This is a genomic window from Streptosporangium sp. NPDC000239 (assembly GCF_040300765.1).
GTDB lineage: Bacteria > Actinomycetota > Actinomycetes > Streptosporangiales > Streptosporangiaceae > Streptosporangium.
In genome coordinates this window covers 21,015-45,565 of the sequence record NZ_JBEPEI010000001.1, presented here as the reverse complement: position 1 = coordinate 45,565, position 24,551 = coordinate 21,015, and the positions used below count along the sequence as shown (strand labels likewise).

Annotated in this window: 22 protein-coding genes; 13 read left to right on the top strand and 9 right to left on the bottom strand. The window is 71.9% G+C overall.

Translation table 11 applies throughout. The annotated features are described in order from the left end of the window. Window position 1 precedes the first annotated feature (1 nt). On the top strand, window positions 2–1,420 hold the full coding sequence (locus ABT340_RS00190; RefSeq protein WP_352008421.1) for an ATP-binding protein: 1,419 nt from the start codon (window positions 2–4) through the stop codon (window positions 1,418–1,420). A 25-nt stretch (window positions 1,421–1,445) separates the two neighbouring features. On the opposite strand, the gene ABT340_RS00185 is transcribed toward ABT340_RS00190, so the two are convergent. After that, on the bottom strand, window positions 1,446–2,744 hold the full coding sequence (locus ABT340_RS00185) for an alpha/beta fold hydrolase (protein ID WP_352008420.1): 1,299 nt from the start codon (window positions 2,742–2,744) through the stop codon (window positions 1,446–1,448). A 335-nt stretch (window positions 2,745–3,079) separates the two neighbouring features. On the opposite strand from ABT340_RS00185, the gene ABT340_RS00180 reads away from it, so the two are divergent. The 6 genes from ABT340_RS00180 to ABT340_RS00155 all read left to right on the top strand — a co-directional run bounded on the left by ABT340_RS00180 (window position 3,080) and on the right by ABT340_RS00155 (window position 9,839). Continuing rightward, window positions 3,080–4,516, top strand: a complete 1,437-nt coding sequence (locus ABT340_RS00180; RefSeq protein ID WP_352008419.1) for a BTAD domain-containing putative transcriptional regulator — start codon at window positions 3,080–3,082, stop codon at window positions 4,514–4,516. A 215-nt stretch (window positions 4,517–4,731) separates the two neighbouring features. Next, window positions 4,732–5,358, top strand: a complete 627-nt coding sequence (bluB, locus tag ABT340_RS00175; protein WP_352008418.1) for a 5,6-dimethylbenzimidazole synthase — start codon at window positions 4,732–4,734, stop codon at window positions 5,356–5,358. Between the two features lie 81 nt (window positions 5,359–5,439). After that, window positions 5,440–5,709: a winged helix-turn-helix domain-containing protein gene (locus ABT340_RS00170; protein WP_352008417.1), complete on the top strand. Its 270-nt coding sequence runs from the start codon at window positions 5,440–5,442 to the stop codon at window positions 5,707–5,709. Window positions 5,710–5,793: 84 nt separating this feature from the next. After that, window positions 5,794–7,068: a serine hydrolase domain-containing protein gene (locus ABT340_RS00165; RefSeq protein ID WP_352008416.1), complete on the top strand. Its 1,275-nt coding sequence runs from the start codon at window positions 5,794–5,796 to the stop codon at window positions 7,066–7,068. A gap of 105 nt (window positions 7,069–7,173) precedes the next feature. Continuing rightward, entirely contained in the window at window positions 7,174–9,477 is a 2,304-nt protein-coding gene (locus tag ABT340_RS00160) for a serine/threonine-protein kinase (protein WP_352008415.1), read from the top strand. Beyond that, on the top strand, window positions 9,474–9,839 hold the full coding sequence (locus tag ABT340_RS00155) for a VOC family protein (RefSeq protein ID WP_352008414.1): 366 nt from the start codon (window positions 9,474–9,476) through the stop codon (window positions 9,837–9,839). Before ABT340_RS00160 ends, ABT340_RS00155 begins: the two co-directional genes overlap by 4 nt. Here the strand turns inward: ABT340_RS00155 and ABT340_RS00150 are convergent. Continuing rightward, window positions 9,824–10,762: a zinc-binding dehydrogenase gene (locus ABT340_RS00150; RefSeq protein ID WP_352008413.1), complete on the bottom strand. Its 939-nt coding sequence runs from the start codon at window positions 10,760–10,762 to the stop codon at window positions 9,824–9,826. The two genes, ABT340_RS00155 and ABT340_RS00150, sit on opposite strands and share 16 nt — an antisense overlap. Before the next feature lie 100 nt (window positions 10,763–10,862). Here ABT340_RS00150 and ABT340_RS00145 point away from each other — a divergent pair, with 100 nt between their 5' ends. Together ABT340_RS00145 and ABT340_RS00140 are read left to right on the top strand one after the other, a co-directional pair. Beyond that, complete coding sequence (locus ABT340_RS00145) at window positions 10,863–11,465, top strand: TetR/AcrR family transcriptional regulator (RefSeq protein ID WP_352008412.1); 603 nt, start codon at window positions 10,863–10,865, stop codon at window positions 11,463–11,465. Window positions 11,466–11,780: 315 nt separating this feature from the next. Then, window positions 11,781–13,451: a CHAP domain-containing protein gene (locus ABT340_RS00140; protein WP_352008411.1), complete on the top strand. Its 1,671-nt coding sequence runs from the start codon at window positions 11,781–11,783 to the stop codon at window positions 13,449–13,451. A gap of 8 nt (window positions 13,452–13,459) precedes the next feature. Here ABT340_RS00140 and ABT340_RS00135 read toward each other — a convergent pair whose 3' ends face one another. Beyond that, a complete protein-coding gene (locus tag ABT340_RS00135; protein WP_352008410.1) occupies window positions 13,460–15,256 on the bottom strand; it encodes a trypsin-like peptidase domain-containing protein in 1,797 nt (598 codons plus the stop codon). A 154-nt stretch (window positions 15,257–15,410) separates the two neighbouring features. Here ABT340_RS00135 and ABT340_RS00130 point away from each other — a divergent pair, with 154 nt between their 5' ends. Then, the gene (locus tag ABT340_RS00130) at window positions 15,411–16,232 is read left to right on the top strand and encodes a HipA family kinase (protein ID WP_352008409.1); all 822 of its coding nucleotides are present in this window, start codon (window positions 15,411–15,413) and stop codon (window positions 16,230–16,232) included. Further along, on the top strand, window positions 16,229–16,606 hold the full coding sequence (locus ABT340_RS00125) for a DUF3037 domain-containing protein (RefSeq protein ID WP_352008408.1): 378 nt from the start codon (window positions 16,229–16,231) through the stop codon (window positions 16,604–16,606). The genes ABT340_RS00130 and ABT340_RS00125 overlap by 4 nt, the downstream gene beginning before the upstream one ends. A 9-nt stretch (window positions 16,607–16,615) precedes the next feature. Here ABT340_RS00125 and ABT340_RS00120 read toward each other — a convergent pair whose 3' ends face one another. Further along, entirely contained in the window at window positions 16,616–17,458 is an 843-nt protein-coding gene (locus ABT340_RS00120; protein WP_352009434.1) for a GNAT family N-acetyltransferase, read from the bottom strand. A gap of 82 nt (window positions 17,459–17,540) precedes the next feature. Then, complete coding sequence (locus tag ABT340_RS00115; protein WP_352008407.1) at window positions 17,541–19,100, bottom strand: alpha/beta hydrolase; 1,560 nt, start codon at window positions 19,098–19,100, stop codon at window positions 17,541–17,543. A 132-nt stretch (window positions 19,101–19,232) separates the two neighbouring features. Here ABT340_RS00115 and ABT340_RS00110 point away from each other — a divergent pair, with 132 nt between their 5' ends. Next, window positions 19,233–19,616 carry a RidA family protein gene (locus ABT340_RS00110; protein WP_352008406.1) on the top strand — a complete coding sequence of 128 codons (384 nt, stop codon included), beginning with the start codon at window positions 19,233–19,235 and terminating at the stop codon, window positions 19,614–19,616. An 83-nt stretch (window positions 19,617–19,699) separates the two neighbouring features. Here ABT340_RS00110 and ABT340_RS00105 read toward each other — a convergent pair whose 3' ends face one another. The 4 genes from ABT340_RS00105 to dxr form a co-directional block, all read right to left on the bottom strand. Next, window positions 19,700–20,161 carry a hypothetical protein gene (locus ABT340_RS00105; protein WP_352008405.1) on the bottom strand — a complete coding sequence of 154 codons (462 nt, stop codon included), beginning with the start codon at window positions 20,159–20,161 and terminating at the stop codon, window positions 19,700–19,702. A gap of 201 nt (window positions 20,162–20,362) precedes the next feature. Next, complete coding sequence (locus tag ABT340_RS00100) at window positions 20,363–20,866, bottom strand: GNAT family N-acetyltransferase (RefSeq protein ID WP_352008404.1); 504 nt, start codon at window positions 20,864–20,866, stop codon at window positions 20,363–20,365. A gap of 40 nt (window positions 20,867–20,906) precedes the next feature. Beyond that, window positions 20,907–22,076 (bottom strand): flavodoxin-dependent (E)-4-hydroxy-3-methylbut-2-enyl-diphosphate synthase, encoded by a 1,170-nt coding sequence (ispG, locus tag ABT340_RS00095; protein ID WP_352008403.1) that lies wholly within the window; start codon window positions 22,074–22,076, stop codon window positions 20,907–20,909. A gap of 34 nt (window positions 22,077–22,110) precedes the next feature. Then, on the bottom strand, window positions 22,111–23,295 hold the full coding sequence (gene dxr, locus ABT340_RS00090) for a 1-deoxy-D-xylulose-5-phosphate reductoisomerase (protein WP_352008402.1): 1,185 nt from the start codon (window positions 23,293–23,295) through the stop codon (window positions 22,111–22,113). A gap of 124 nt (window positions 23,296–23,419) precedes the next feature. On the opposite strand from dxr, the gene ABT340_RS00085 reads away from it, so the two are divergent. Then, window positions 23,420–24,538 (top strand): trypsin-like serine peptidase, encoded by a 1,119-nt coding sequence (locus tag ABT340_RS00085; protein ID WP_352008401.1) that lies wholly within the window; start codon window positions 23,420–23,422, stop codon window positions 24,536–24,538. The last annotated feature ends 13 nt before the right edge of the window (window positions 24,539–24,551 follow it).

Here is a 24,551-nt window from a genome sequence, read left to right as displayed (position 1 = left end):
CATGATCGACATCGACGTGCTCCGCGGGCTGTTCCTGTTCGAGAAGCTCGACGAGGAGAAGCTGCGGTGGCTGGCCTCGCACGGCGAGGAGCGTGAGTTCGGCGCGGGCGGGACGATCATCCGGCAGGGCGAGCCCGCCGAGCACTTCGTCGTCCTCATCGACGGCGAGATCGTCATGTCCACCGAGACCCCGGCCGGTGTGGTGACCATGACCCCCACCTCCCAGGTCGGGGTCTACGCCGGGGCGACCTCGGCCTACCTGGGCGAGCGCGCCCCGGAGACCTACGCCCACTCGCTGCGCGCCACCAAGCCCTCCCGGCTGTTCGTCCTGCCCGCCAGGAAGTACGGGAAGATGGTCGCCGAGTGGTTCCCGATGGCCGTCCACCTGCTCGACGGGGTGCGTCTGGGCGGTCTGGCCCAGCGCGAGCTCATCGACAGGCGGCAGCGGCTGACCGCGCTCGGCACCATCACCGCCGGGCTCACCCACGAGCTCAACAATCCGGCCGCCGCGGCCGTACGCGCGGTCGGCGAGCTGCGGGAGAAGATCAAGTCGGCGCGGCGGGAGCTGGCCGACCTCACCGAGGCGGGCATCCCGCCCGAGCGGCTGCGCGCGCTGGTCGACCTGCAGGAGGGCTGCGCGGAGAGCGTCGGGAACGTGCCCGCCCGCACCCCGCTTGAGACCTCCGACGCCGAGGACGAACTCGGCGACGCCCTGGAGGCCGCCGGGGTCGAGGACGCCTGGGAGATCGCGGCGCCACTGGTGAGCGCCGGGTTCGGCCAGGAGGGCCTGGAGAAGGTCAGGGCCAAGATCGGGGAGGAGCACCTGGCCGGCGCGGTGCGCTGGCTGGCGGAGGCCGTCGAGATCTCCCAGATGCTCGACGAGGTGACCGACGCGACCGAGCGGATCTCGACGCTGCTCGCCTCGGCCAAGCAGTACTCCCAGATGGACCGCGCGCCGTACCAGCGGGTCGACCTGCGGGAACTGCTGGACAGCACGCTCACCATGTTCCGCGGCAAGATCCCGCCGGGAATCACCGTGGCCACCGACTACGACCCGGAGCTGCCACCGCTGCCCGGCTACGCCGGAGAGCTCAACCAGGTGTGGACCAACCTGGTCCACAACGCGCTCGACGCCATGGCGGGCGAGGGGACCCTCACCGTCCGCACCCGCCTCGAACACGGCACGACCGCCCTCATCGAGATCTGCGACACCGGGCCCGGAGTGCCCGAACACCTGCGCGACCGGATCTTCGAGCCGTTCTTCACCACCAAGGCCGTCGGGGAGGGCACCGGACTCGGCCTGGACATCTCCTACCGCATCGTCGCCGGACGCCACGGCGGCGACCTGCGCGTGGAGTCGGTGCCCGGCGACACCCGCTTCCAGGTACGGCTGCCGCTGACCGAGGTCCTCTCCCCCTGAGCCCCAGGAGAGGGGTGCCCCGGTCTCAGCCGTACACGCCCGTCCTCGTGTCCATCAGGCGGGCGAGCACGCGTTCGCCCGAGACCCGCACGCCGTCGTGCTCCCACTCGCTGGTCACCCAGGTCCGCACCTCACCGACCTCGGCGGCCGTCCGCATGGACAGGCCCTCGTCGACGTACATGTCGTTGTAGTAGACGGCCGCGGCGACCGGGACCCGGTTGGCGGCCAGCCGTACGGGGTCGTACAGGTGAGGCCAGGAGTCGTCGGCGGCGAGGATCTCCACCGCGCCCCTGAAGGGACGCAGGGCCGCGATCTCCTCGAACATCCAGGGGTAGATCATCTCCCCGGTCGGCAGCAGGGGCCGGGCGTCCTCGGCGAACTCGGCGGGCAGCAGCCGGTGCGCGGCCCACGCGGTCGCCGCCCCCTGGGCGTAGATCGACTCGTGCATGACCGCGTAGAGGGGGTTGCCGACGAACCCGGTGGCCATCATGACCTCGTAGCGGAACAGGTCGGACAGCTCCCGCCCGGTCCACGCCTCGTCCAGGAGCCAGTGCAGGTACTCGGCGCCGTCGCTCATCCCCAGGCACATGCCCAGGCTCTGCAGACGGCGCACGGTCAGCACGTCCCCGTCGGGAAGCCTGACCTCCTCCTCGCACAGCCGGTCGGCGACGGCGTCCAGCCTGGCCGAGTCCCCGGGATAGCGGGCGAAGAAGCGTTCGACCTTGGCGCGGACCCGGGGGTAGGTGAGGGAGTAGACCTCCGCCGCGTCCGCCGCGAGCCCCGGCAGCCCACCGCACACGTAACACGCCGCCAGCCCCTCGGGCGCCCTGGAGAGGTAGGTCAGCGTGATGAACCCGCCGTAGCTCTGCCCAAGGGTCTCCCACGGCCGGTCACCGGCCAGCTCCCGCCGGATCAGCTCGGCGTCGGCGACGATCGCGTCGGCGCGGAAGTGCCGCAGCCTGGCGGCCACCTCGGCGTCGGTCCCGGTCAGCGTCGCGGCGGTCATCGGGGTGCTGCGGCCCGTCCCCCGCTGGTCGAGCAGGAGGACCCGGTGGGTGCGCAGCGCGCGTGCCAGCCAGCCGTCCGCCGCGTGCGGCCGGGGCGACTTACCGCCGGGACCGCCCTGGAGGAAGACCAGCCACGGCAGGTCGTCCCCCCGCCTGGCCGGGTCGACCGCCTCACGGGCGAAGACCTCGATCGTCTCCCCGCCGGGATCGGCGTGGTCGAGAGGCACGGTGAACACATGGTCGGTGAGCGCCACCCCGGGCAGGTGGACTGTGCCTCTTCGCGGCGCCTCCGGCACCGCGGGCTTGGGCGCTCTCAAGTCGGTGTCTGCGCCTCTTCGCGGCGCCTCCGGCACCGCGGGCTTGGGCGCCTCGGGTCGGTGTCTTCCCTCGTCGCTCATCCGCTGCGCTCCTTCGCTCCTCAGTCCAGACACCGACGCGCCCAAGCCGAAACCCTTCACACACGGCGCCGAAGCGTCAGACCCTGCTTCTTCCCGACGCCTGACGGTGGCACGGACTCGGCAGCCCTGAACCGACGGCTTCCCTGCACGATGCCTTCGACATCGGCGCGTCCGAACCATACCTCCTCGCGTTGTCTCTGACAGCACGCCGAAGGGCAGACGAATACTGGACGAAAGCTGCCATACTCCACCGCGTGGACTTTCTCGTGCTGGGGAACCTGACGATCACGCACCAGGGGCAGTCCACCGCCCCCACCGCCGCCAAGGATCGTGCCTTCCTCGGTGAACTGCTCGCCCACCCCGGCGAGACCGTCTCGACCGAGCACCTCGCCAACGCGCTGTGGCCCGACCGGCTGCCCGCCGACCCGGCCAACGCGGTCCAGGTCCGGGCCTCCCGGCTACGTGCCCTGCTTCGCTCCCTCACCGGACCCGTGGAGACGGAACCCGTCCTGTACAGCAGGGCGGGCGGCTACGGGCTCAACCTCGGCGAGACCGGCACCGACCTGGCGCGGATGCAGCGGGCGCTGTCCCTGGCCGGTGAAGAGCGCGACCCGGAGGCGGCGGCGAAGACCCTGCGGGAGGGGCTCGACCTGTGGCGCGGGGAGCCGTTCAGCGACGTCCCGCAGACACCGTGCGTCCTCGAACGGGCGGCGCACGCGCAGGAACTGCGGCTGTCCGCCATGGAGCTCTACGCCGAGCTGACGTTCTCCGGAGAGGCCGCCCTGGGGACCCTGGTCGCCGAGCTGGCCGAACTGACGAGCCGTAACCCGCTGCGCGAGACGCTGCACCACCGGCTGATGCGCGCCCTGCACGCGACCGGTCGGTCGGCCGAGGCGCTCACGCTCTACGAACGGCTGCGCAGGACCCTCCGCGACGAACTCGGCGCCGACCCCGGTCCCGAGTTGCGCGACCTGCACCGGGAGATCCTGGCCTCCGGCTCCGACGGCGCGAAGACCGTGGAACCCCGTCCTGAGCCTGCCGAGACCGGGTCCGCGACCGACCCGGCGCCGCCCGCGAAGCCTGTGGAGGCCGTGGACCCCGCGCCCCCGGTGGGGTCCACGATCCCGGCGGTCCTGGCGGACGGGTCCTGGGGGTGGTCCTTCAAGGAGACGGTTCCCTGGGGGGTGCTTCTCAGGAGACGGTTCTCCGGAAAACGGGCGCGGCTGACGGCCGTCGTGGCCGTGGTCGTCTGCCTGCTCCTCGGAGCGGCCCTGTGGCTGTGGCTGCCGCGCCCCGAGGAACTGCCCCCCGAGACCCATCTGGTCCGGCCCATCCCCGGCGACCGGTCACGGCTCGCCAAGGACGTGACCTACCCCGACGGCAGCACGGTCCGGGTCGGTGAGACGTTCGTCAAGACCTGGCAGATCGACAACATCGGCACGGTCCCGTGGCGGGACCGCTACCTGTACCGGCAGTGGCCGTGGGACGGCGAGGACCTGTGCCAGACCGAGCACAGGAGTGTGCGCATCCCCGACACGGAGCCCGGCGAGTCCGCGCTGGTGAGCGTCGAGGTGCGGGCCCCCAAGGAACCGGCCCGGTGCAAGGTCTACTGGAAGATGGTCGACGTGGACGGCAACCAGTACATGCCCCACCTCAGCGGCATCTTCTTCGACGTCACGGTGGTGCCCTGACCTGGGCCTTCACTCGGCCCGTGCCCGCCGTACAGGAAACGTGCAGGGCCGCCCGGCAGGCTGACTGCGGTGGTGTCGCCCTCGGCTGAAGGGGGGCGCGTCCGCCGTACCTCTTCTCCGGCCACGAGAGGGCGCGGGGGCCCACGGGGGCGTGGCCGGGAGAAGAGGTACGGCGGGCGTACCGGTGCGCGGCGCGACACGAGATGCTGGCGATCATGCCTGAGTTCTACGACGTGATCTTCGAACGACGGGACGTGCGCGGTGAGTTCACCGGCAAGGACGTGCCCGAGGAGGTCCTGCTACGGATCCTGGGGGCCGCTCACGCCGCGCCCAGCGTCGGCCTCTCCCAGCCCTGGGACTTCATCGTGGTCCGCGACCGGGAGATCCGCGAGGCCTTCGCCGGCCATGTCCAGCGGGAGCGCGCCGTCTTCGCGGCCACCCTCGACGCCGAGCGGGCCGCGACGTTCGCCACGATCAAGGTGGACGGGGTGCGCGAGTCGACGCTCTCCGTCGTCGTCACCTACGACCCGGCGCGCGGGGCCCCGGCCGTCCTCGGCCGCCACTCGATCGCGGACGCCGGGCTCTACTCGGTGTGCCTGGCGATCCAGAACCTCTGGCTCGCGGCCACCGCGGAGGACCTGGGGGTCGGCTGGGTGTCCTTCTACCGGGAGGAGTTCGTCAGCGACCTGCTCGGCATCCCGGAGGGGGTCCGCCCGGTGGCCTGGCTCTGTCTGGGACCGGTGACGCACCGGGAGCGCGTGCCCGACCTCGAACGCAAGGGGTGGCGCGGACGCGTCCCCCTGGCCGACCTCCTCCATCGGGACGGCTGGCGGGGACGCTGAGCCGTACAAAACGTCTGTCAACCGTCGTCCCTGTTACGGCACACCTGGGACACGAAGCCGTACGGCGGGCATCCAGGACATATGGCCGCGACCATCGAGCCCGGTGACCCGGGCGACTCCGTCCCCGCCCACCTGCGGCTCGCGGGCATCCTCCGTGCGCGGATAACGAGCGGTGAGCTCCAGCTCGACCGCCCGCTCCCCTCGGAGGAGAGCCTCCAGCGGAGCTACGGCCTCGATCCGGGCAGCGTACGGCGCGCGATCCAGGTCCTGTCCGACGAGGGCCTCGTCTACACCGTGGAGGGCGGGGGCGCCTACGTGTCCTCCCGCGCGGAGGAGACCGGCGGGGGCTGAGGGTCCCGGGTCGCTCCCGGGCGTTGTTAGGCTCAACGCCCGGCGGGTCTTCCGCGCTCACATGCGTTTTCACAGGAGTGGACGATGGCGGTTCACGGATGGTGCCATCCTCGGTTCTCGCGGGTGCGCGAGGTGTTCCGCCAGAATTTCGCCGGTGACGGGGAGCTCGGCGCGGCCTTCTCCGTCTTCCTTGACGACAGGCCTGTCGTGGACCTGTGGGGTGGTGTGGCCGACCGCCGTGACGGGCGTCCCTGGGAGCGTGGCACCCCCACGCTGGTCTACTCGTGCACCAAGGCGGTGACCGCGACGGCGGTGCTGCTGCTGGCCGAGCGCGGTCTGCTGGACGTCACGGCACCGGTCGCCGAGGTGTGGCCCGAGTTCGCCCGCGCGGGCAAGGAGCGTGTCACCGTCGAGCACCTGCTCACCCACCAGGCGGGGCTGCCGGTGATCGAGGAGCCGGTGCCGGTCGAGGAGTTCGAGGACCAGGAGGCCATCGCCGACCGGCTGGCCGGGCAGGCGCCGTTGTGGGAGCCGGGGACCGGGCACGGCTACCACGCGCTGACCTACGGTTTCCTGCTGGGCGAGGTGATCCGCCGGGTCTCCGGCAAACGGGCGGGTGAGTTCGTGGCCGCCGAGATCGCCGACCCGCTGGGGCTCGAACTCTGGCTCGGCGCGCCGGACGACGTGGCGGCGCGGGCGGCCCGGCTGTCCGGCGGGCTGCGTCTCGGGGCCTCGACACCGGCGACTTCGGAAAAGCCGGCGACACCCGGGAAGCCTGCGGCACCCGGGGAACCGGCGGCACCCGGGGAACCGGCGGCTTCGGGAACCCCGGCGGCGCCCGGGAACGTGACAAACCCCGGTGCCGACGCCGGGGAGGCGCTCGGCAGGGCCATGCGGGACGGCGAGAGCCTGACCGGCCGCGCCATGGGAAACCCGCAGGTCACCAAGCTGCGCGGCGGCGCCAACCACCCGGTCGTCCTGCGCGCGGGCTGGCCCGCGATCGGGGTCGTCGCCACCGCCCTCGGCCTGGCCGGGTTCTACCGTCATCTGGTCGCCGGGCGGATCCTGCGCCCGGAGACCCTGCGGGACGCCGTCAGGCCCCGGGTCTCCGGCCCCGACCGGGTGCTGCTCCTCGACAGCTCCTTCGGCCTCGGCTACATGCGGCCCGCACAGGCCTTCCGGGTCCCCGAGCAGGGGATGCGGACCGCCTTCGGCCACACCGGCATGGGCGGTTTCCTCAGCCTCGGCGACGTGGAACACGGCCTGGGCATGGCGTACACGATGAACAGGATGACCGACGCCGTCGCCGGCAGCCCTCGTGCCCACCGGCTCGCCGAGGCCGTCTACGCGTCTCTTTAGACCGGTCTCCCACATAGCGATTTCCTTACGAAATTCGCGAACCGTGACAACCGACGGCAGGGGTGAGACCGTCGAACAAGCGACGGCGCTCGGAGGGGGACTCCATTGGTTCCGGGATACCACGAGGTTCGAGACCTCGGTGCGGGAGGCGGCGGCCGGGTGGTGCTGGCCACCTACACCGCGACCGGCGCCTACGTGGCGATCAAGTATCTGAACGCGGCCCTGCGGGGCGACCACAGGTTCCTGGCGCGCTTCCGCGAGGAGGCGCGCGTCATGGTCGAGCTGTACGACCCGAACGTGGTCCAGTTCTACGAGTACTACGAGGACACCCGCGACGCCGCGATCGTCATGGAGCTGGTCGACGGCGTCTCCCTCAGGAGGATCCTGGCCGAGCACGGCACCACCAGCCCCGAGGCGGCGCTCGTCGTGCTCAAGGGCTCGCTGCTCGGACTGGCGTTCGCGCACTCCTCGGGGATCGTGCACCGCGACTACAAGCCCGAGAACGTGCTGATCCAGGCGGACGGCGCCAGCAAGCTGACGGACTTCGGCATCGCCGCCCGCACCGGGGCCTCCGACGCGCCCCAGGGCACCCCGCCGTACATGGCCCCCGAGCAGTGGGCCGGGCATCCGGCCACCCCGGCGAGCGACGTCTACGCGGCCACCTGTGTGCTCTTCGAGTGCCTCACGGGGCACCGGCCCTACCGGGCGGAGAACGGGGCCGCGCTGATGCACCAGCACCAGCGGGCGCCGATCCCGATCGAGGCCGTGCCGAGTTCGGTGCGGGGCCTGGTCGCGCGGGGCATGGCGAAGAATCCGGCGGACCGGCCCGCGACGGCGGAGGCGTTCGTCCTCGAACTCGAAGCCGCCGCGACCGCCGCGTACGGACCGGAGTGGGAGCAGCGGGGGCGGCGGCACCTGGCAGAGCTGGCCACCCTGCTGGCGCTGTCGTTCCCGCTGGCCAGGCCGGCCCAGCGGGCGAGCACCTCGCTGGCGAGCACCGTGCTCGGCAGGGGCGGTGGCAGGCGCCGTCCCCGTCTCGGCCCCAGGCTGCTCGCCGGGGTCGTCGTGATCACCGTCGCGGTCACCGTCGGGCTGGTCGCCTCGGGGCGGTCGGCCGACAGGCTCTCGGCGAACTCGATCTTCACTCCGCCCGCGCATGTGCCCGGGGCCGGGAAGACCCCGCCGGACGGCGCGGGCGGCTCTCCCCCGCCGGAACCGGCCCGGCCTCCCGTCAAACGGCCGCACACCGGAACGGAACGGACCTCGGCCAGGTCGGAGAGCACGCCCCCGAAGGCCCACCCGACGCCGCGCAGGACCCCGACGTCGTCCCCGAGCGCGCGGCCGACCCCGATCACCGACCCGTCGCGGACGCCGTCCCCCACCCCGACCTCCAGCCCGGGGGTCGACGACCTCGCGATCACCCGGTTCGACGCGGGCGGGGCGACGCTCAGCCTGCGCTCCTCGACCCCGGCCTCCGTCGTGCTGACCGTCTCCTTCGCCCAGGGTGAGGAGCGTGACGACCTGACGAAGGTGGCCACGCGGAGCTTCACCCTCAGGGGCAACGGCGTCCACTCCCAGCCCGTTCCCTACGCCTTCACCGCCCCCGCCTGCGAGCAGACCCTCTACCGCAGGGTCACGGCCTCGACCTCGCCCCGGTTCTCCGGCGGGGAGCTGAGCCGTACGGTCGAGGTCAGGGGCGGCCCGTGCCCGGCCCCCGAGGTGCGCAACGCGGAGATCACCTCCTGGGACGGCGAGACGGCCGTCGTCAAGGTCCGCGCGGGCGGTCCGGGCAGGGTACGGCTCACCGCGTCCTTCACCCGCAAGGACGACGAGGGCGGCGTCAGCACGCTGGACACCGTGACCAGGACCCTGTCCGGGGAGACCGGCTACTCCGTCGAACTTCCCGCTCCCCCGGCCGAGGTGCCGTGCGGCGGGCGGGCCGTGCTCGGGGTCACGGTCACCACGGACCGTCCCGCGGGCAACGGCGCCCAGTACGCCCAGACGGTGGTCGAGGGTGAGGAGTGCGCGCCTCCCGCCGTCACGATCACCTCCTTCGACGGCACCTCCGTCGGCTTCCGGGTGCGCGCCTCCGGCACCTCCCCGGTGACCGTACGGCTGGCCTTCACCCAGCAGGTCCCCGGCGCCGACGGCGGGACGACCGGCAGCGCCAAGACGATCGAGTTGTCCGGCCGCACCGACTACACGCGCACGGTGACCGGCGAGTTCGCCACGCTGCCCGAGTGCGGGCAGTACGCCCGGCGCACCGTGACGATCACCACGGTGCCCGCGGGTGAGAGCCGTTCGAGCCAGGCCCGGGTCGACCTGCCGCCCTGCGAGCAGGAGCCCGGCCCCTCCGACCCCTCGGAGGCGCCGCAGGACGTCCCCTCCGTTCCCGGGGAGCCGGGATGACCTCTCCCCTGGAGGCCGGTGTGAGCAGGCTCGGCAACGTGCTGGTCCCCGTCGAGGACATGGACGGGGCGATCGCCTTCTACTCGGGTGCGCTCGGTCTCGCGGTGCGTTTCCGTGACGGCGACCGGTTCGCCGCCCTCGACGGGGGCGGCGTCACGGTCGCGCTGGTCGGGGCGGCCGAGCGGGTCGCGGGCGACGTCACCGCGCCCTCCTACCGGGTGGCGGACGTGGCGCTGGCCGTACGGGAGCTGACCGGGGCGGGCGCCGAGGTCGTCCAGGGGCCCGAGAGGGGGCCGCACGAGGTCAGGGCGGTGCTCCGCGACCCCTCCGGCAACGTCCTGGTGCTCTACGCCCCGCTCTGACCCGCCCGCCACGGTTCGACGTCCAGTACGGCCTTGCCCGCGACCTGGCGTCCGAGCAGGGCCTCGGCGGCCTCCGCGAGGCGCTCCCAGGTGTCTCGCAGGCCGATCTCGGCGGAGAGCCTGCCCTCGGCGGCCAGGCCGAGCAGGGTGGCCAGGTCGGGACCGAAGGCCGTGGCGTCGCCGAACGTGCTGATCGTCCTCGACCGGCCGAGGAAGAACAGTGAGCCCGGCGCGAACACGGCGGGTTCTCCCGAGGCCCAGCCGATGCTCTGGAGGTCGCCTCCGGGGGCCAGCAACGGCCAGGCGGCGACCAGTTGCGCCCCGCCGACGTTGTCCAGGATCAGGTCGAAGGAGCCGTCGATCCCGTCGAGGCCGACCACCACCTCGCGGGCGCCCAGGCCGGTCAGCCCCTCCCCGCGTGCCGCGGAGCCGACGGAGGCCACGACGTGTGCCCCGCCCAGCGCGGCCAGTTGCACCGCGAACCGGCCGATCCCTCCCGCCGCCCCGGTGACCAGGACCCTGCGGCCCAGGATCGGGCGGGTCCGCAGCGCCCGCAGCGCGGTGACCCCCGCCATCGGCAGCGCCGCGGCGTGGGCCAGGTCGACGGCGTCGGGGACCTCGGCGACCGCGTCGGTGTCCACCGCGACGCGCTGCGCCCAGGCGCCGGGCCCGAAGGCGACGACGCGGGTGCCCTCCGCGGGCCCGCTGCCGTCCGCGGCGGCGCGTGCCACGACGCCCGAGGCGTCGTAGCCGGACACCGTTCCCGGGGGAAGACTCCCGGCGAAGGCCACCTCGCCCCGGTTGAGTGAGATGTGCCGCACGTCGATCAGGACCTGGCCGGGACGTGGTTCGGGGTCGGCGACCTCGGCGATCCGCAGCGCGGCCCGTGCCCGGGGGTCGGTGACGACGGCGCGAACGGTCATGGGACTTCCCTCCGTGGGGATCACTGCAGCGGACCGTTGGTCCGCTTACCTGGACGCTAGAATATTCGGACCATCGGTCCGCTTGTCAACGGGAGAGCCCATGGCCGAGCAGCGTCAGGAACGCGCCGACGCCGCACGCAACCGGAGAGCCGTCCTGCGGGCGGCCGAACGGCTGGTGGCCGAGCACGGCGGCGACCACGTCTCCCTCGACCGGGTCGCGGCCGAGGCGGGGGTCGGCAAGGGGACCGTCTTCCGCAGGTTCGGCAGCCGAACCGGCCTGCTGCGCGCCCTCCTTGAGGAGCGCTCGCTCGCGCTGCGTGAGGCGATCGTGGACGGCCCCCCGCCCCTGGGGCCGGGCGCGCCCGCGCGGGAGCGCCTGACGGCCTTCCTCGACGGGCTCTGCGGGATCGCCGAGGCCAACGCCGCCCTGCTGACCGCGCACGAGCAGGCGTGCGCCGACGCCAAGTACACCGAGCCGAGCTACCTGTTCTGGCACGGCCACATCGCGGCCCTGGTGGCCGAGGCGCGTCCCGGCCTCGACGCGGACTTCGCGGGTTTCCTCGCCCACGCCCTGCTCGCCGTGTTCGACGGTGAACTGGTCCGGCGGACGGCGTCGCCCGAGGAGCCCCGGCGCTTCACCCGGTCCGTCACCGAACTGGCCCTCGCCCTGCTCGACGCCCCCGCCCCACCGCGGATTTCGTGATTCGCCAGATCTTTTTTGGCTGGGCGTTTACAGTGGAAAAATCATGAAAACGCCTTTGACGTCGGCTTTTGCCGTCCGGTGCACCATAGCTCGTTCCGGAGCGGGTCCCGGACCGTCTTGACCTTCCCTTTAAGGGAGGTAACCTCCCTCGTCACGGAAGACAACTGGCCAATGGTGCCGCCACACGTGTCTCGGCCGCCTCGCCGGTCGGTCCCGTGACGCACCATCGCTCGACCCCCGTCTTCCGGCGGCCAGGTCGCGAGGGCGGCGCGACCATGCTTCGACGGCCGTCGGAGGATGACCGGAAACTTCCAGATGACACCTGAGACGTACAAGTTCATCGAACTGCTGGAGAGCCAGCTCGGGTACTCCGAGCGGGGCAGCGGCTACACCAAGTTCGGCGATTGGTACAACACCGTCGAGTTCGACGCCGACTACAGCACGGCCCCCTGGTGCGACATGTACCTGTCCTGGGCGGCCAAGAAGCTCGGCTACGAAGACTGGGTGGGGCAGTTCGCCTACACCGTCCACCACGCCAAGTGGTTCCGCCAGCAGGACGCCTGGGGCACCGTCCCCAAGCCCGGCGCCCTCGTCTTCTTCGACTGGAGCGGCGGCAAGAAGCTCGACGGCATCGACCACGTCGGGATCGTCACCCGGGTCGAGGGCAAGAAGATCCACACCATCGAGGGCAACATCGACGGCGGCGTCGCCAAACGCAAGGTGCGCGACACCGACAAGGTCGTCGGATACGGATACCCCGAGAAGATCAAGGCCCGTCTGGACGAGGAGGCCGCCCAGCAGCAGGAGATCGTCACGGCGTCCCCCCGCCCGGACAACTCCGTCGCCCTCACCCGTAACCCCGACCTGCTGTCGCAGGCCCCGCCCGCCACGGTGCGGGAGAACCTGCCGCCCTCCCCACCGGTCGGGACCGGCCCCAAACACGCCAAGCCGGAGACCGGGGCCCACGCGAAGGACCCCTCAGCGGCACAGGCGAAGTCCCAGCCTCCCGCCAAGCAGACCGCGAAGACCGCGCCGCCCGCCACCACGCAGGCCGCGGGCCGTACCGGAAAGCACGCCAAGCCCGCGACCGCGGACACCAACGCGATCGCCGCCGCCCCCGCCGCCACGAGCCTGCGCCTGCCCTCGGAGGCCCCCCAGCTCGGCACCCCCGCGATCCTCGCGCCGGTCCTGCTGACCGCCGTCGCGCTCATCGCCCACGCCAAGACCAGGCAGCTGAAGGCACGCCCAGCGCTCGCCATGGCCGGTGCCGGGAGTACGGCCGGCACCCGCCGGGCGCCCGGCCGCCGTCGCGCCCCGGGACGCCGCCGCGTCACCCGCGCCGTGCCCGTCACGGCCCTCGCCACAGCACCTGCCACAGCACCTGCCGTACCCACCGTGACAGGCGCCGTGATGGCCACCACGGCGCCTGTCACGGCGGCCGTTCCCGTGCCTGCCCCTGTGTCGGCCACGGTTCCCGCCGGGCTGTCCGCCACGGCGCCCGCCGTCGCGGAGACCACGTTCAGGTCCGCCCAGACGACGGGGTTCCCCTCGGTCACCGCTCCACCCGCGCGTGTCGAGGAGCCGGAGGTCCTCGACCTCCCCGGCGACGGACGGCACACGCGGCCCCACACCGATCCGCTCCGCGCCACGGAGCCGGGCACGGTCCGCCGCTACGACGGCCCCCGCCTGCCCTACCAGGGGAGGCGCCGCCTGCGCGAGCACCCGGTCACCGAGTCCTCCACCCTGTCGCCCGGTTTCGCGCAGGACGCCCCGCTGCGGGGCAGGCGGCACCGCAGGCCCGAGACCCCGGTCAGCACGACCATGCGGTCCACACGGCCGACCCGGCCCGTGCACGCCCGTCCCGCGACCACCCCGGCCGCCGTCCAGGACGGGCCGGTTCCCGTACTGACGGCGCCGCTCCCCGCTGACGACCCGGCCCTGCGCCGTCCCTACCAGGGGCGGCGCAGGGCCAGGGTCACCGTCTGAGGGAGGCGTCAGCGTCGCTCGGGCGGGCGCTGCTGCCCCATGCTGCGGCGCAGTTCCTCAAGTTCCGCCTCAAGCCCGGCGATGCGGGTGTTCGCCCCCGGCCCCTGCCCCTGTGCCCGAGGAGCCTGAGCCTGAGGGGCCTGGGGACCCTGAGCCTGGGGGCCCTGGATCTGGGGCGGCGCGCCGTACTGCTGGGCATGGGGGCGGACCGAGCGGGTCTCCTCAGAGCCGGGCGGCAACGGGTAGGGCGGCCGCTGCTGGTAGGCCTGCGCCCCCGCGGAAGGCCCTCCGAGCGCTCCCCCGGGTGCCCCGCCGTACGGCTGGCCGTACCCCGGTCCCTGCGGCGAGTGACCGGGCTGGGCGCCGTAGGACACGGGCGGGAACGAGGTGGGCGGTGTCTTCACCCGGCGCCTGCCCTTACCGGCCATGGCCACCAGGGCGCCGACCACCAGCAGGGCGACCGCCCCGCCACCGCTCCACAGCACCCACGGCAGGATCGGTGAGGAGCTCTCGTCCTTGCCCGCGGTGATGGCCTGCTGGGAGTCGGTGATGTACTTGGCCACGTAGGGGTGGTTCGGCTGCAGCGCCTGGACCTCACGGAACTTCGGCAGCGCCTCGGAGTAGTGGTTGGCGAAGAACAGGTCGAGCGCCTCGTTGTAGGCCTTCGTCGTGGCCGACTCTGCGGGCTTGATGTTCTTCTCGTTGAGCTTCTCCTTGACGATGCTGACCGGCAGCACGAAGCTCTCGCCCTCGGTCGAGCCGCCGTCCTGCTGGATGAGACCGCCGACCAGGATGCCGATGACCTTGCCGTCCCTGCTGAACACCGGCCCGCCCGAGTTGCCCGGGTAGGACGGGGCCTGCGTCTGGATGTACGGCACGCCCTCCGGGGTCTGCCTGCTGGCGTTGTAGGGGCCCTCGGTGAAGGCCGGGTCGAGCTTGGACTCGACGTTGAAGATCGAGGTCTGCGTCACCGTGCCGGGGAACCCGCTGATGTAGAGCGTGTCACCGACCCGGACGTCGGAGTCCTGACCGAGCGGAACGGTCGGCAGGTTGTTCTGCCCGTTGGCCTTGAGGATCGCCACGTCCTTGCCCGGGTAGACCGTGCCCTTGGCGACCAGTTCGATGGGGACCGACTTGGCCGTCTTGTCCACCCCGCCGCCGGGCAGGCTCTGCAGCAACGAGAGTGAGCTCTGGACGTTGCGGATCTTGATGTTGTCCGCGTTCCAGACCTGGAAGATCTTGGAGGCGGTCCTGACGATCTCGTCGTCCGAGGCGGCGTCGCCGAGATCGGCGATCAGGTCGGCGGCGTCCTTCTTGTTGACCTCGGTGAGCGCCTGCTCCGCGAAGGTCTGCGCCAGCTCGGTCTCCTCCTGGCCGACGCAGTGCGCCGCGGTCACCATGTAACCGTCGGGGGTCACCCACCAGCCGGTGCACAGGCCGCCCGCGCTCGCCTCGACGACGCGCTCCGGCGTGCCCGGCGAGAAGTAACGCCCCGGCTCCTTGGCCATCTGCTGGACGACCCACCGGTAGATGCTGTTCTCGTCCGCCGAGATCTTGCCCGACTGGACGGCGGAGATGCCCTGCTGGGTCAGCTGCTTGATCGCGTCCAGGTTGGCGACCGGCGTCGGCACGGCCACCTCCGCGGTGTAGGACACCGAGGTCAGCTGCACGGCGGGATGTGTCCTCGCCGCGAGCCACGTTCCCACGGGAACGTCCAGTTCCTTCGGCTTGGCCATGGCGGCGCCCGGCAGGGCCAGCACCCCGGCCATGGCCAGTCCGGCGACGGCGCTGAGTCTTCGCCACATTTTCTTACTCTCCCCAAACTCGCTTCCCAGGCGAGAGCATGGCCCGCCGCACTTGGGGGGCACTTGGAAGCGACTGGGACATTCGTTAACAGCTACCCATATGTCGTGACACGAGTGGCGATAGAGGACCGTGACCATCCGCTAGCCTGGCGGAGTGCTGGAACAGATCACGGCCACCCGATACGTGACCCCGCTGCGCGAGGGCGGGTCGCTTCCCGGCGTGGTCGAGGCGGACGACCTCGGGACCTACGTCGTGAAGTTCCGGGGCGCGGGGCAGGGCCGCAGGGTGCTCGTCGCGGAGATCATCGCCGCCGGGCTGGCCCGCCGCCTCGGCTTCCGCACCCCCGACCTGAAGGTGATCGACGTCGATCCGCAGCTCGGCGTGCGGGAGCCCGACGAGGAGATCCAGGACCTGCTGCGGGCCAGCGCCGGGCTCAACTTGGCGGTCGACTTCCTGCCCGCGGCCCTCGGCTTCGAGCCGCTCACCTGGCCGCCCGACCCCGGCTTCGCCTCCCGGCTGCTCTGGTTCGACGCCCTGATCCACAACGTGGACCGCAGCTGGCGCAACCCGAACCTCCTCGTCTGGCACGGCGACACCTGGCTGATCGACCACGGCGCCGCCCTGTGGTTCCACCACAACTGGCCGGCCGCCGACCCGGAGCGCCCCTTCGACGGCTCCGACCACGTGCTCGCCCCCCACGCGACCCTCCTCCCTGAGGTCGACGCCGAGCTGAGCGAGACGATCACCAGGGACCTCCTCGACGGAGTCGTCGACGAGGTCCCCGACGAGTGGCTTGAGGACGAACCCGGCTTCGACGGGGCCGAGGCCGTACGGCAGGCCTATGTGGAGCATCTGCTGGCAAGGGCGCAGGCCCCCAGGCGGTGGCTCCCCCAGGAGCTTCCCCAGGGGGCTCCCGGGGCACGGCAGGGCGGCAAGACCGGCTCGGTGGGCGCGTTCTGGAAGGACAACCGGTGAGAGACGTCTACGAGTACGCCGTGATCCGGGTCGTCCCCCGCGTCGAACGCGGCGAACTGATCAACGCCGGGGTGCTGCTGTACTGCCAGCCGCGCGACTACCTGTGCGCCGGGATCGAGCTTGACGAGGCCAGGCTGCGGGCCCTCGACGCGAACGCCGACGTCGAGGGCGTACGACACGCTCTGGGCGCCTACCGGCGTTCCTGCCTCGGCGAGGAGGGTCCGCTGACGGGCGAGTCGCTCGGCAGCCGGTTCCGCTGGCTGACCGCCCCGCGAAGCACGATCGTGCAGACGGGCCCGGTGCACGCGGGTCTCACCGCCGACCCCGGCGCCGAACTGGAACACCTGCTGACCAGGCTCGTCCGGGCCCTGTGAACCCGCTCCTCAGAAGAGGACGGACATGAAGGTGCCGACCTCGCGGAACCCCGCCCTGCGGTAGGCCGCCCTCGCGGGGGCGTTGTAGTCGTTGACGTACAGCGAGACCACCGGCGCGAAGCATTCGAGGGAGTGCTTGAGCACCGAGGCCATCCCGGCGACCGCGTGGCCCCTGCCCCTCAGCTCGGGGTGGACCCAGACCCCCTGGATCTGGCACGCCTGGGGGGTCACGGCGCCGATCTCGGCCTTGAAGACGACCCGGCCGTCGTCGATCCTGGCGTAGGACCTGCCGATCCGGATCAGCTCGGCGACCCGTGACCGGTAGAGCGCGCCCCCGTCGCCCACCTCGGGCGAGATGCCGACCTCCTCGGTGAACATCGCGACGCAGGCGGGCAGCAGGATCTCGAACTCCTCCGGCCTGACCCGCCTGACCAGGGGGTCGGCCGGGACCGGGGACGGCTCGGTCGCCTCCATCACCGGCTGGGTCCACCGGATCGCGCGGGCCGCCCCCCAGTACGGTTCGAGCCGCTCCCAGAGCGGCTCGACCGCGTCGGACGGGCCGACGATCGAGGAGCAGCGGCGTCCCTGCTTGCGGGCACGCTCGGCGAAGGCGTGCACGGCCTCGGCGCCGGCGTTGACCGGGACCAGGTTGGCTCCCGCGTAACAGAGCGAGGTGAGGCCGCCGCGCGGGCCGAACCCCCACATCTGGCCGCCGAGCCTGGCCGGGCTGAGACCGACGGCACGAACCCTGGAGGCGACGAAAACGTTGGAGACGGGGTCGGCGTCCAGGATCGCCAGCACCTCGTCACGATCGTTGTCGTCGAGCACGCGCGACGCCATTGTGCGCAGCATCACGCGCCCAGCCTACGCGACCCCCACGATTTTGGCAGGAACCAACACAGAGCCTGTCATCTACCCTGGGTGGCCTGTGTTGTCACCCGGCCGCGGCCGGTGCCTGCGAGGTCGCGGCGCAGCGGGCGTCCGGTCCTCGCGCCGCCCGCCTGGCCGGGCCGAAGAGCGTCCCGTCCCTGAGGTAGGCCGCCAGCCTGCGGTCCACACACTGGTTGCCGCTGAAGGTGGCCCCGTGGTTTCCCCCGGCCACGGCCAGCATCCTGGAGCGCCCGAACACCGCCCGCATGCGCAGCGCCCCCCGGTACGGCGTCGCGGCGTCGCGCTCCGCCTGAACGATCATGATGGGCGGCAGCCCGGCGTTGTCCTTGAGCGTCACCGGGGTGCCCCCGCGCTCGGGCCAGAACACGCACGGCGCGTTGTACCAGGCGTTCGACCAGGTCAGGAAGGGGGCCTTGGCGTGCGTCCTGGACATGTCGGCGCGCCACTTGCTCCACTGGCCGGGCCAGGCGGCGTCATGGCACTGCACCCCCAGGTAGACGGCGTAGCCGTTCTCGTCCTCGGCGTCGTTCTCGGCGTACCTGTGGTAGGCGGCGAGCAGCGGGGCGTCGTCCCCCTTCTTGACGTAGGTGGAGAAGGCCTTGGCCAGCTGCGGCCAGACGAGGTCGGAGTAGCCGCCGAGGGTGTAGATGTCGTCGAGTTCACTCGGCCCGACCACCCCGCCCGCCGGGCGGACACGCAGCCGGTTGCGCATGGCGTACCAGGCGAAGGAGACCATCCTGGTCGTCCGGCCGAGCCGGTAGACGTCGTTGTGACGGGCCGTCCAGCGCAGGAAGTCCCGGTGGCGCCGGTTGAAGGCGACGTCCTGGGCGAGGTTGGAGCCGTACCAGATGCCCTTCGGGTCGACCACGCTGTCCATGACCATCCGGCTCACCCGGCCGGGGAAGAGGGTGGCGTAGACCGCGCCGAGGTAGGTGCCGTACGAGTAGCCCAGATAGCTGATCTTCTCCTCGCCCAGCGCCTTCCTGATCTCGTCCATGTCCCTGGCGCTGTTCTCCGTGCTCAGGTGCGGCAGCATCCAGTCCCACCGGCTCTGGCAGGCCTCGGCGTACCGGCGGGCCCTGCCGAGCAGCACCGCCTCCTGTTCGGCGTTGCCGGGAACGTTGTCCGGGCGGGGCGGGGCGTAGTACTCGGCGGGATCGACGCACCGCAGCGCGGGTTCGCTGTGGCCGACCCCCCGCGGGTCGAACCCGATCACGTCGAACCGTCCGGCGAGGTCGGGGGGAAGCTGGGCGGCGACCCGCCTGGCCAGGCTGAGGCCGGAGGCCCCCGGCCCTCCCGGGTTGACCAGCAACGCCCCCAGATGGTTCCGCGAGTCCCCGCCCCTGACCCGGTTCAGCGCCAGGCTGATGGTCCGGTCAGGATCGGCGTAGTCGAGCGGGACCCTCAGGGAGGCGCACTCGACCGCCGCACCCGCCTGTTCACCGCTCCCTGAGGAGGCGTCCGCGTCCGACGAGGCCTTGCCCGGTGTTTCGCAGGGCCCCCAGACCAGATCGTCCCGTTCCTGCGCCGCCGCCTCCTGCGGTAGCCCGGCCATGGCGGCGAACACCGCGAAGCCCACGGCGACCCCGACAACCCTTTTCACGAATTCCCCCTACTCGTACGGCAGAGGCGATGGTCTCCCAGCCGGTGACCCGGCCACGGGCGGTACGACGAGATCCTTGCCATCCCGTGACCGTCACGTTGCCGTCCGGGAGCCCTGGCTAGCATCCATCACATGACGGAGCGATATGCGATCTTGAGCGGTTCCACCTTCGAGGAGGAGATCGGTTACGCGCGCGCGGTGGTCGACGGCGACCGGGTCCACGTGTCCGGGACGACCGGGTTCGACTACGCGACGATGACGATCTCGGATGACGTGGTCGAGCAGGCCGAACAGTGCCTGCGCAACATCGAGAGCGCGCTGACCCAGGCGGGCTGTTCGTTCGCCGACGTCGTGCGCGTGCGCTACATGCTGCCCGACCGCGCGGACTTCGAGCTGTGCTGGCCCGCCCTGCGCCGCCGTTTCGGCGAGGTACGGCCCGCGGCGACGATGATCGTCTGCGGCCTGTCCGATCCGCGGATGAGGATAGAGATCGAGGTGGACGCGCGACGCCCCTGAACACCTGGCCGGTCCGGGAGACGCCGTGGGGCGGCCCCGCGCGCCCGCGCGGAACCGCCCCACGAGACAACCCGCCCGCGAACCTACTCCTCCCGGTGGACCTGGCCCTGCAGGCGCCCGAGGCCCGGGGCCCTCAGGGCGAGGTTGGCCTCGCCCACGCCGTCCCGTTCACAGGTGGGACGGTCGAGCAGGACCGAGAAGCCGAAGGTGGTCCAGGTGATGCCGGGCCGGTCCGGGTTGAACCGGTGGCGCCGCGACCCGGAGGAGCGCCCGTCGAGGACGACCTCGACCCGGTCGTCCTGGAAGGAGACGATCGCCTCGACCGTCTCGTCACTGAGCTCGGCACGGAGGTTTCCCCGGTAGACGGCGTGGCCGCCGTCGATCCACTCGCCTAGCTCGCGACCGCAGTCGTCGGCCCCCGCCACGGTGGTGTGGACGGGGGTACTCGACACGGCGGCCGAGGCGGAGGAGGCGGGCACGAGACCGGCCAGACCCGTCAGAGCCGCCAGGGCCAGGGTCGCCGCGCGGGCAGAGGTGCGGAACATGCGCTTCCTTTCAACGGAGGACGACGCCTTGCCTCCCCGTCGCGGAACGTGACGACGAGTGAGGACCGCAACCAAATCAAGCCCAGCGACCAAGGGTAGTCAATGGCGACTCTGAGTTATGGCCCCAGGTTGTTCACCCGACACATTCGCCCCGTTCGCCCCAGAGATCAGGAGATCTCACCTTTTCCACCGGCCGTCCGGTCACCCTCCGGAGCCACCCAGGGGCTTGGCCATGACGATCTCCCTGCTCCTGCCGTCGCCGAGCAGGTCGCCGAGTTCCCCGGTGTCCTTGAAGCCGTGGCCCCGGTAGAGCGCGATGGCCGCGTCGTTGTCCGGCATCACACACAGGCGCAGGGTCGCGGTGCTCCGCAGCGCCGCCCATCGCTCGATCTCCTGGATCAGGTGGCCCGCGACCCCCCGGCCCCGGGCCTGGGGGCCGACCCACATCGAGATCAGCTCGACCGTGTCCGCACCGCCGGCGGGGACACCGCTGGCCATTCCGGCGAGCACTCCGTCGAGGACCGCGACCACGTTGTGCGAACCGGGTATCTCAAGGCGTCCCCGCCAGCGGTCCTCGCGGTCGCCGTCCCCCTGCCAGTCGGCCAGTCTCGCCCCGAAGGCGGCCGGCGCCTCGGCGAGGGCCGCCAGCCTCAGCTCCCGCCACAGCGGCCAGTCGTCCGAGCTCAGGACACGTACTTCGATCATGACGTGAACCCTGCCCTGTCCGGGCAGGGACGGCAACGGATTAACGGACGACGACCTCGGGGCCGGGGGCGTCCTCGTCGTCGAAGTCGATCTCCACACCCATCTCCTCGGCAAGCCGCAGGGCCTCCTCGATGAGGGTCTCCACGATCTGCGACTCGGGGACGGTCTTGATGACCTTGCCCTTGACGAAGATCTGGCCCTTGCCGTTGCCCGAGGCCACCCCCAGGTCGGCCTCCCGCGCCTCGCCGGGACCGTTGACCACGCAGCCCATCACCGCGACCCGCAGCGGGACCTTCAGGCCGGTCAGGCCCGCCTGGACCTGCTCGGCCAGGGTGTAGACGTCGACCTGGGCGCGTCCGCACGAGGGGCAGGAGACGATCTCCAGACCGCGCTCGCGGAGGTTCAGCGACTCCAGGATCGCGGCGCCGACCTTGACCTCCTCGACCGGAGGGGCCGACAGCGAGACCCGGATCGTGTCGCCGATGCCCTCGGCCAGCAGGGCGCCGAAGGCCACGGCCGACTTGATCGTGCCCTGGAAGGCGGGCCCCGCCTCGGTGACGCCCAGGTGGAGGGGGTAGTCGCAGCGCTGCGCGAGGAGCCGGTACGCCTGCACCATCACGACCGGGTCGTTGTGCTTGACCGAGATCTTGATGTCCTGGAAACCGTGCTCCTCGAACAGCGAGCACTCCCACAGCGCCGACTCGACCAGCGCCTCCGGGGTGGCCTTGCCGTACTTCTGCAGCAGCCTGGGGTCCAGGGAGCCGGCGTTGACGCCGATCCTGATCGGCACGCCGTGGTCGGCGGCGGCCCTGGCGATCTCACCGACCTTGTCGTCGAACTTCTTGATGTTGCCCGGGTTGACCCGGACCGCCGCGCAGCCCGCCTCGATCGCGGCGAAGACGTACTTCGGCTGGAAGTGGATGTCGGCGATGACCGGGATCTGGGATTTCCTGGCGATGATCGGCAGCGCGTCGGCGTCGTCCTGGGACGGCACGGCGACCCTGACGATCTGGCAGCCGGACGCGGTCAGCTCGGCGATCTGCTGGAGCGTCGCGTTGACGTCCGCGGTGAGCGTGGTGGTCATCGACTGCACGCTGACCGGCGCGTCACCGCCGACAGGAACGGAACCAACCATGATCTGACGGGATTTGCGTCGCTCGGCGATCGGCCTGGTCCTCACGGACGGGATCCCGAGAGCAACAGAAGTCATTTTCAGCCCTTGATGAGTCGGGGACATCTCCAGTCTAGGCAGTAGCCGTGAGCTCCCGTGCCCGAATCCGTGCCCATTCGTCAGCGTCCAGCACCTCTGCGACCGTCTCCGCCGAGGTCACGGCGTGCTCGGAGACGACCGCGGCCACGGTGTCCACGATGCCGGTGAACGGCAGCCGTCCGGTGAGGAAGGCCTCGACGCAGACCTCGTTGGCGGCGTTGTAGACGGCCGGGGCCGTACCCCCCGCGGAGCCGACGTGACGGGCCAGCGCGACGGCGGGGAACGCCTCGTCGTCGAGGGGCTCGAAGGTCCAGGTGTGGGCCCTGGTCCAGTCGACCGGAGGAGCCGCGGCCTGGACCCGTTCCGGCCAGCCGAGGGCCAGCGCGATCGGCAGCCGCATGTCGGGCGGGCTGGCCTGGGCGACGACCGAGCCGTCGACGAACTCGACCATCGAGTGCACGACCGACTGCGGGTGGACCACCACCTCGATCCGGTCGAAGCCGATGTCGAAGAGCAGATGGGCCTCGATGACCTCAAGGCCCTTGTTGACGAGTGTGGCGGAGTTCACCGTGACGACGGGCCCCATCGACCAGGTCGGATGCGCCAGGGCCTGCTCCGGGGTCACCCCGGTGAGCTGCTCCCTCGGCCTGCCGCGGAAGGGGCCGCCGCTGGCGGTGACGACCAGCCGCCGTACGGCGGAGGCGTCCGGCCCCTGCGGACCCGCGGCCCACAGGCACTGGGCCAGGGCGGAGTGCTCGGAGTCGACCGGCAGCAGTCTCCCGGGTTTGGCCAGCCTTTTGACCAGGGGACCGCCGATGATCAGCGACTCCTTGTTGGCCAGGGCGAGCACCCGGCCCGCCTCAAGCGCGGCCAGCGTCGAGGTCAGTCCGAGCGCCCCGGTGACGCCGTTGAGGACCACGTCGGACGGCCAGGCCGCCGCCTCGGCGACCCCCTCTGGCCCGGCCAGGACCGTGGGGCTCACCCCGTGCCCGGCCAGTGCCCGCCGCAGCTCGGGCAGGGCGGCCGGATCGGCGACGGCCACCACGTCGGGCCCGAACTCGGCCGCCTGGCGGGCCAGCAGGTCGACCCTGCCACCCCCCGCGGCCAGGGCCACGACCCGGAACCGGGCGGGATTGCGGGCGATGACGTCGAGGGCCTGGGTCCCGATCGAGCCGGTAGAGCCGAGCAGGGCGACCGAACGCGTGGTGTCTGGCTGCACGGGCCCATTCTCCCGGATGGCCCCTCCCGGTCGGACCGCCGCCGAGGGTACGCAGAGCGCCGACAACCCTCGACTTTCACCGAAAGTAGCAACAAGAACACATCTGGTAGTGCAAACTCGGCCCATGACTTCGAGCCTCCCCCTGCTCCTGGGTGCCGTGCTCGTCGCCGGGCTGCTCGGCGCCCCCGCGACCGGCACGACGGCCCCCGAACACCGGCAGACCTCGCACGGACTGGCCGAACACCTCGCACAGCCGGCGACCCCGGGTGGAGACGACACCGGCGTCGCCGGGCACACGGGCGCGGGAAACTCCGCCGAGCAGCGCCGTGTGCTCGCCTACTGGACGCCCCGCCGGATGGCCGCCGCCGCCCCCATCGGCCTGCTCGGGCCGGTGACCGGCGTGCTCGGCGCGGTCACCGGCCTGCTCGGGCTGAAGGCCTCCTTCGAAACGCCCGGCACGAGACCCTCCGTCGTGAGACTCGCCGCGAGACCCGGCGGAAGGTCCGCCGTGCGGTCCGTCAAGGCCCCGCCGGGCGCGACCCGCACCCGGTACGGCGCGCGGGTCGGCGGTGCACGCTGGGGCGCGGGCGGGCAGGTCGCCCGTACGACGGGGCGCGTGTTCATGACCCTCGGCGGGACCGACTTCGTGTGCTCGGCGAGTTCGGTCAGGAGCGCCAACGCGGACCTGGTCGTCACCGCGGGCCACTGCGTCAAGAACGGCACGGGCGCGTGGGCGGACAACTGGGTCTTCGTGCCCGGCTACGACCGGGGGCGACGGCCGTACGGGCAGTTCACGGCCCGGCGCATGTTCGTGACGGGCGCGTGGGCGCGGGGCGGTGACGACAGCCACGACATCGGCATGGTCGCGGTCAACCCGCGGGGCGGCAGGCACCTGGCCGAGGTCGTCGGCGTCCAGGACATCGCCTTCGACACCGCCAGGGGCCGTCAGACCCACGGTTTCGGCTTCCCCGCCGACCTGCCCTACGACGGCGAGAACCTGGTCTTCTGCGCGGGGACGGTCCGTGACGACCCGCACGGCCAGACCAGCGACCAGGGCCTGCGCTGCGACATGACCGCCGGGTCGAGCGGCGGCCCCTGGCTGAGCGGCTTCGACCCCGTGACCGGGCACGGCACGGTCACCTCGGTGAGCAGCTTCAAGTACAGCGACGACCGCGGCACGATGTACGGCCCCTACTTCGGTGAGACCGCCAGACGGCTCTACGCCGTCGCCCAGAGATCATGAGGGTACGGCCCGC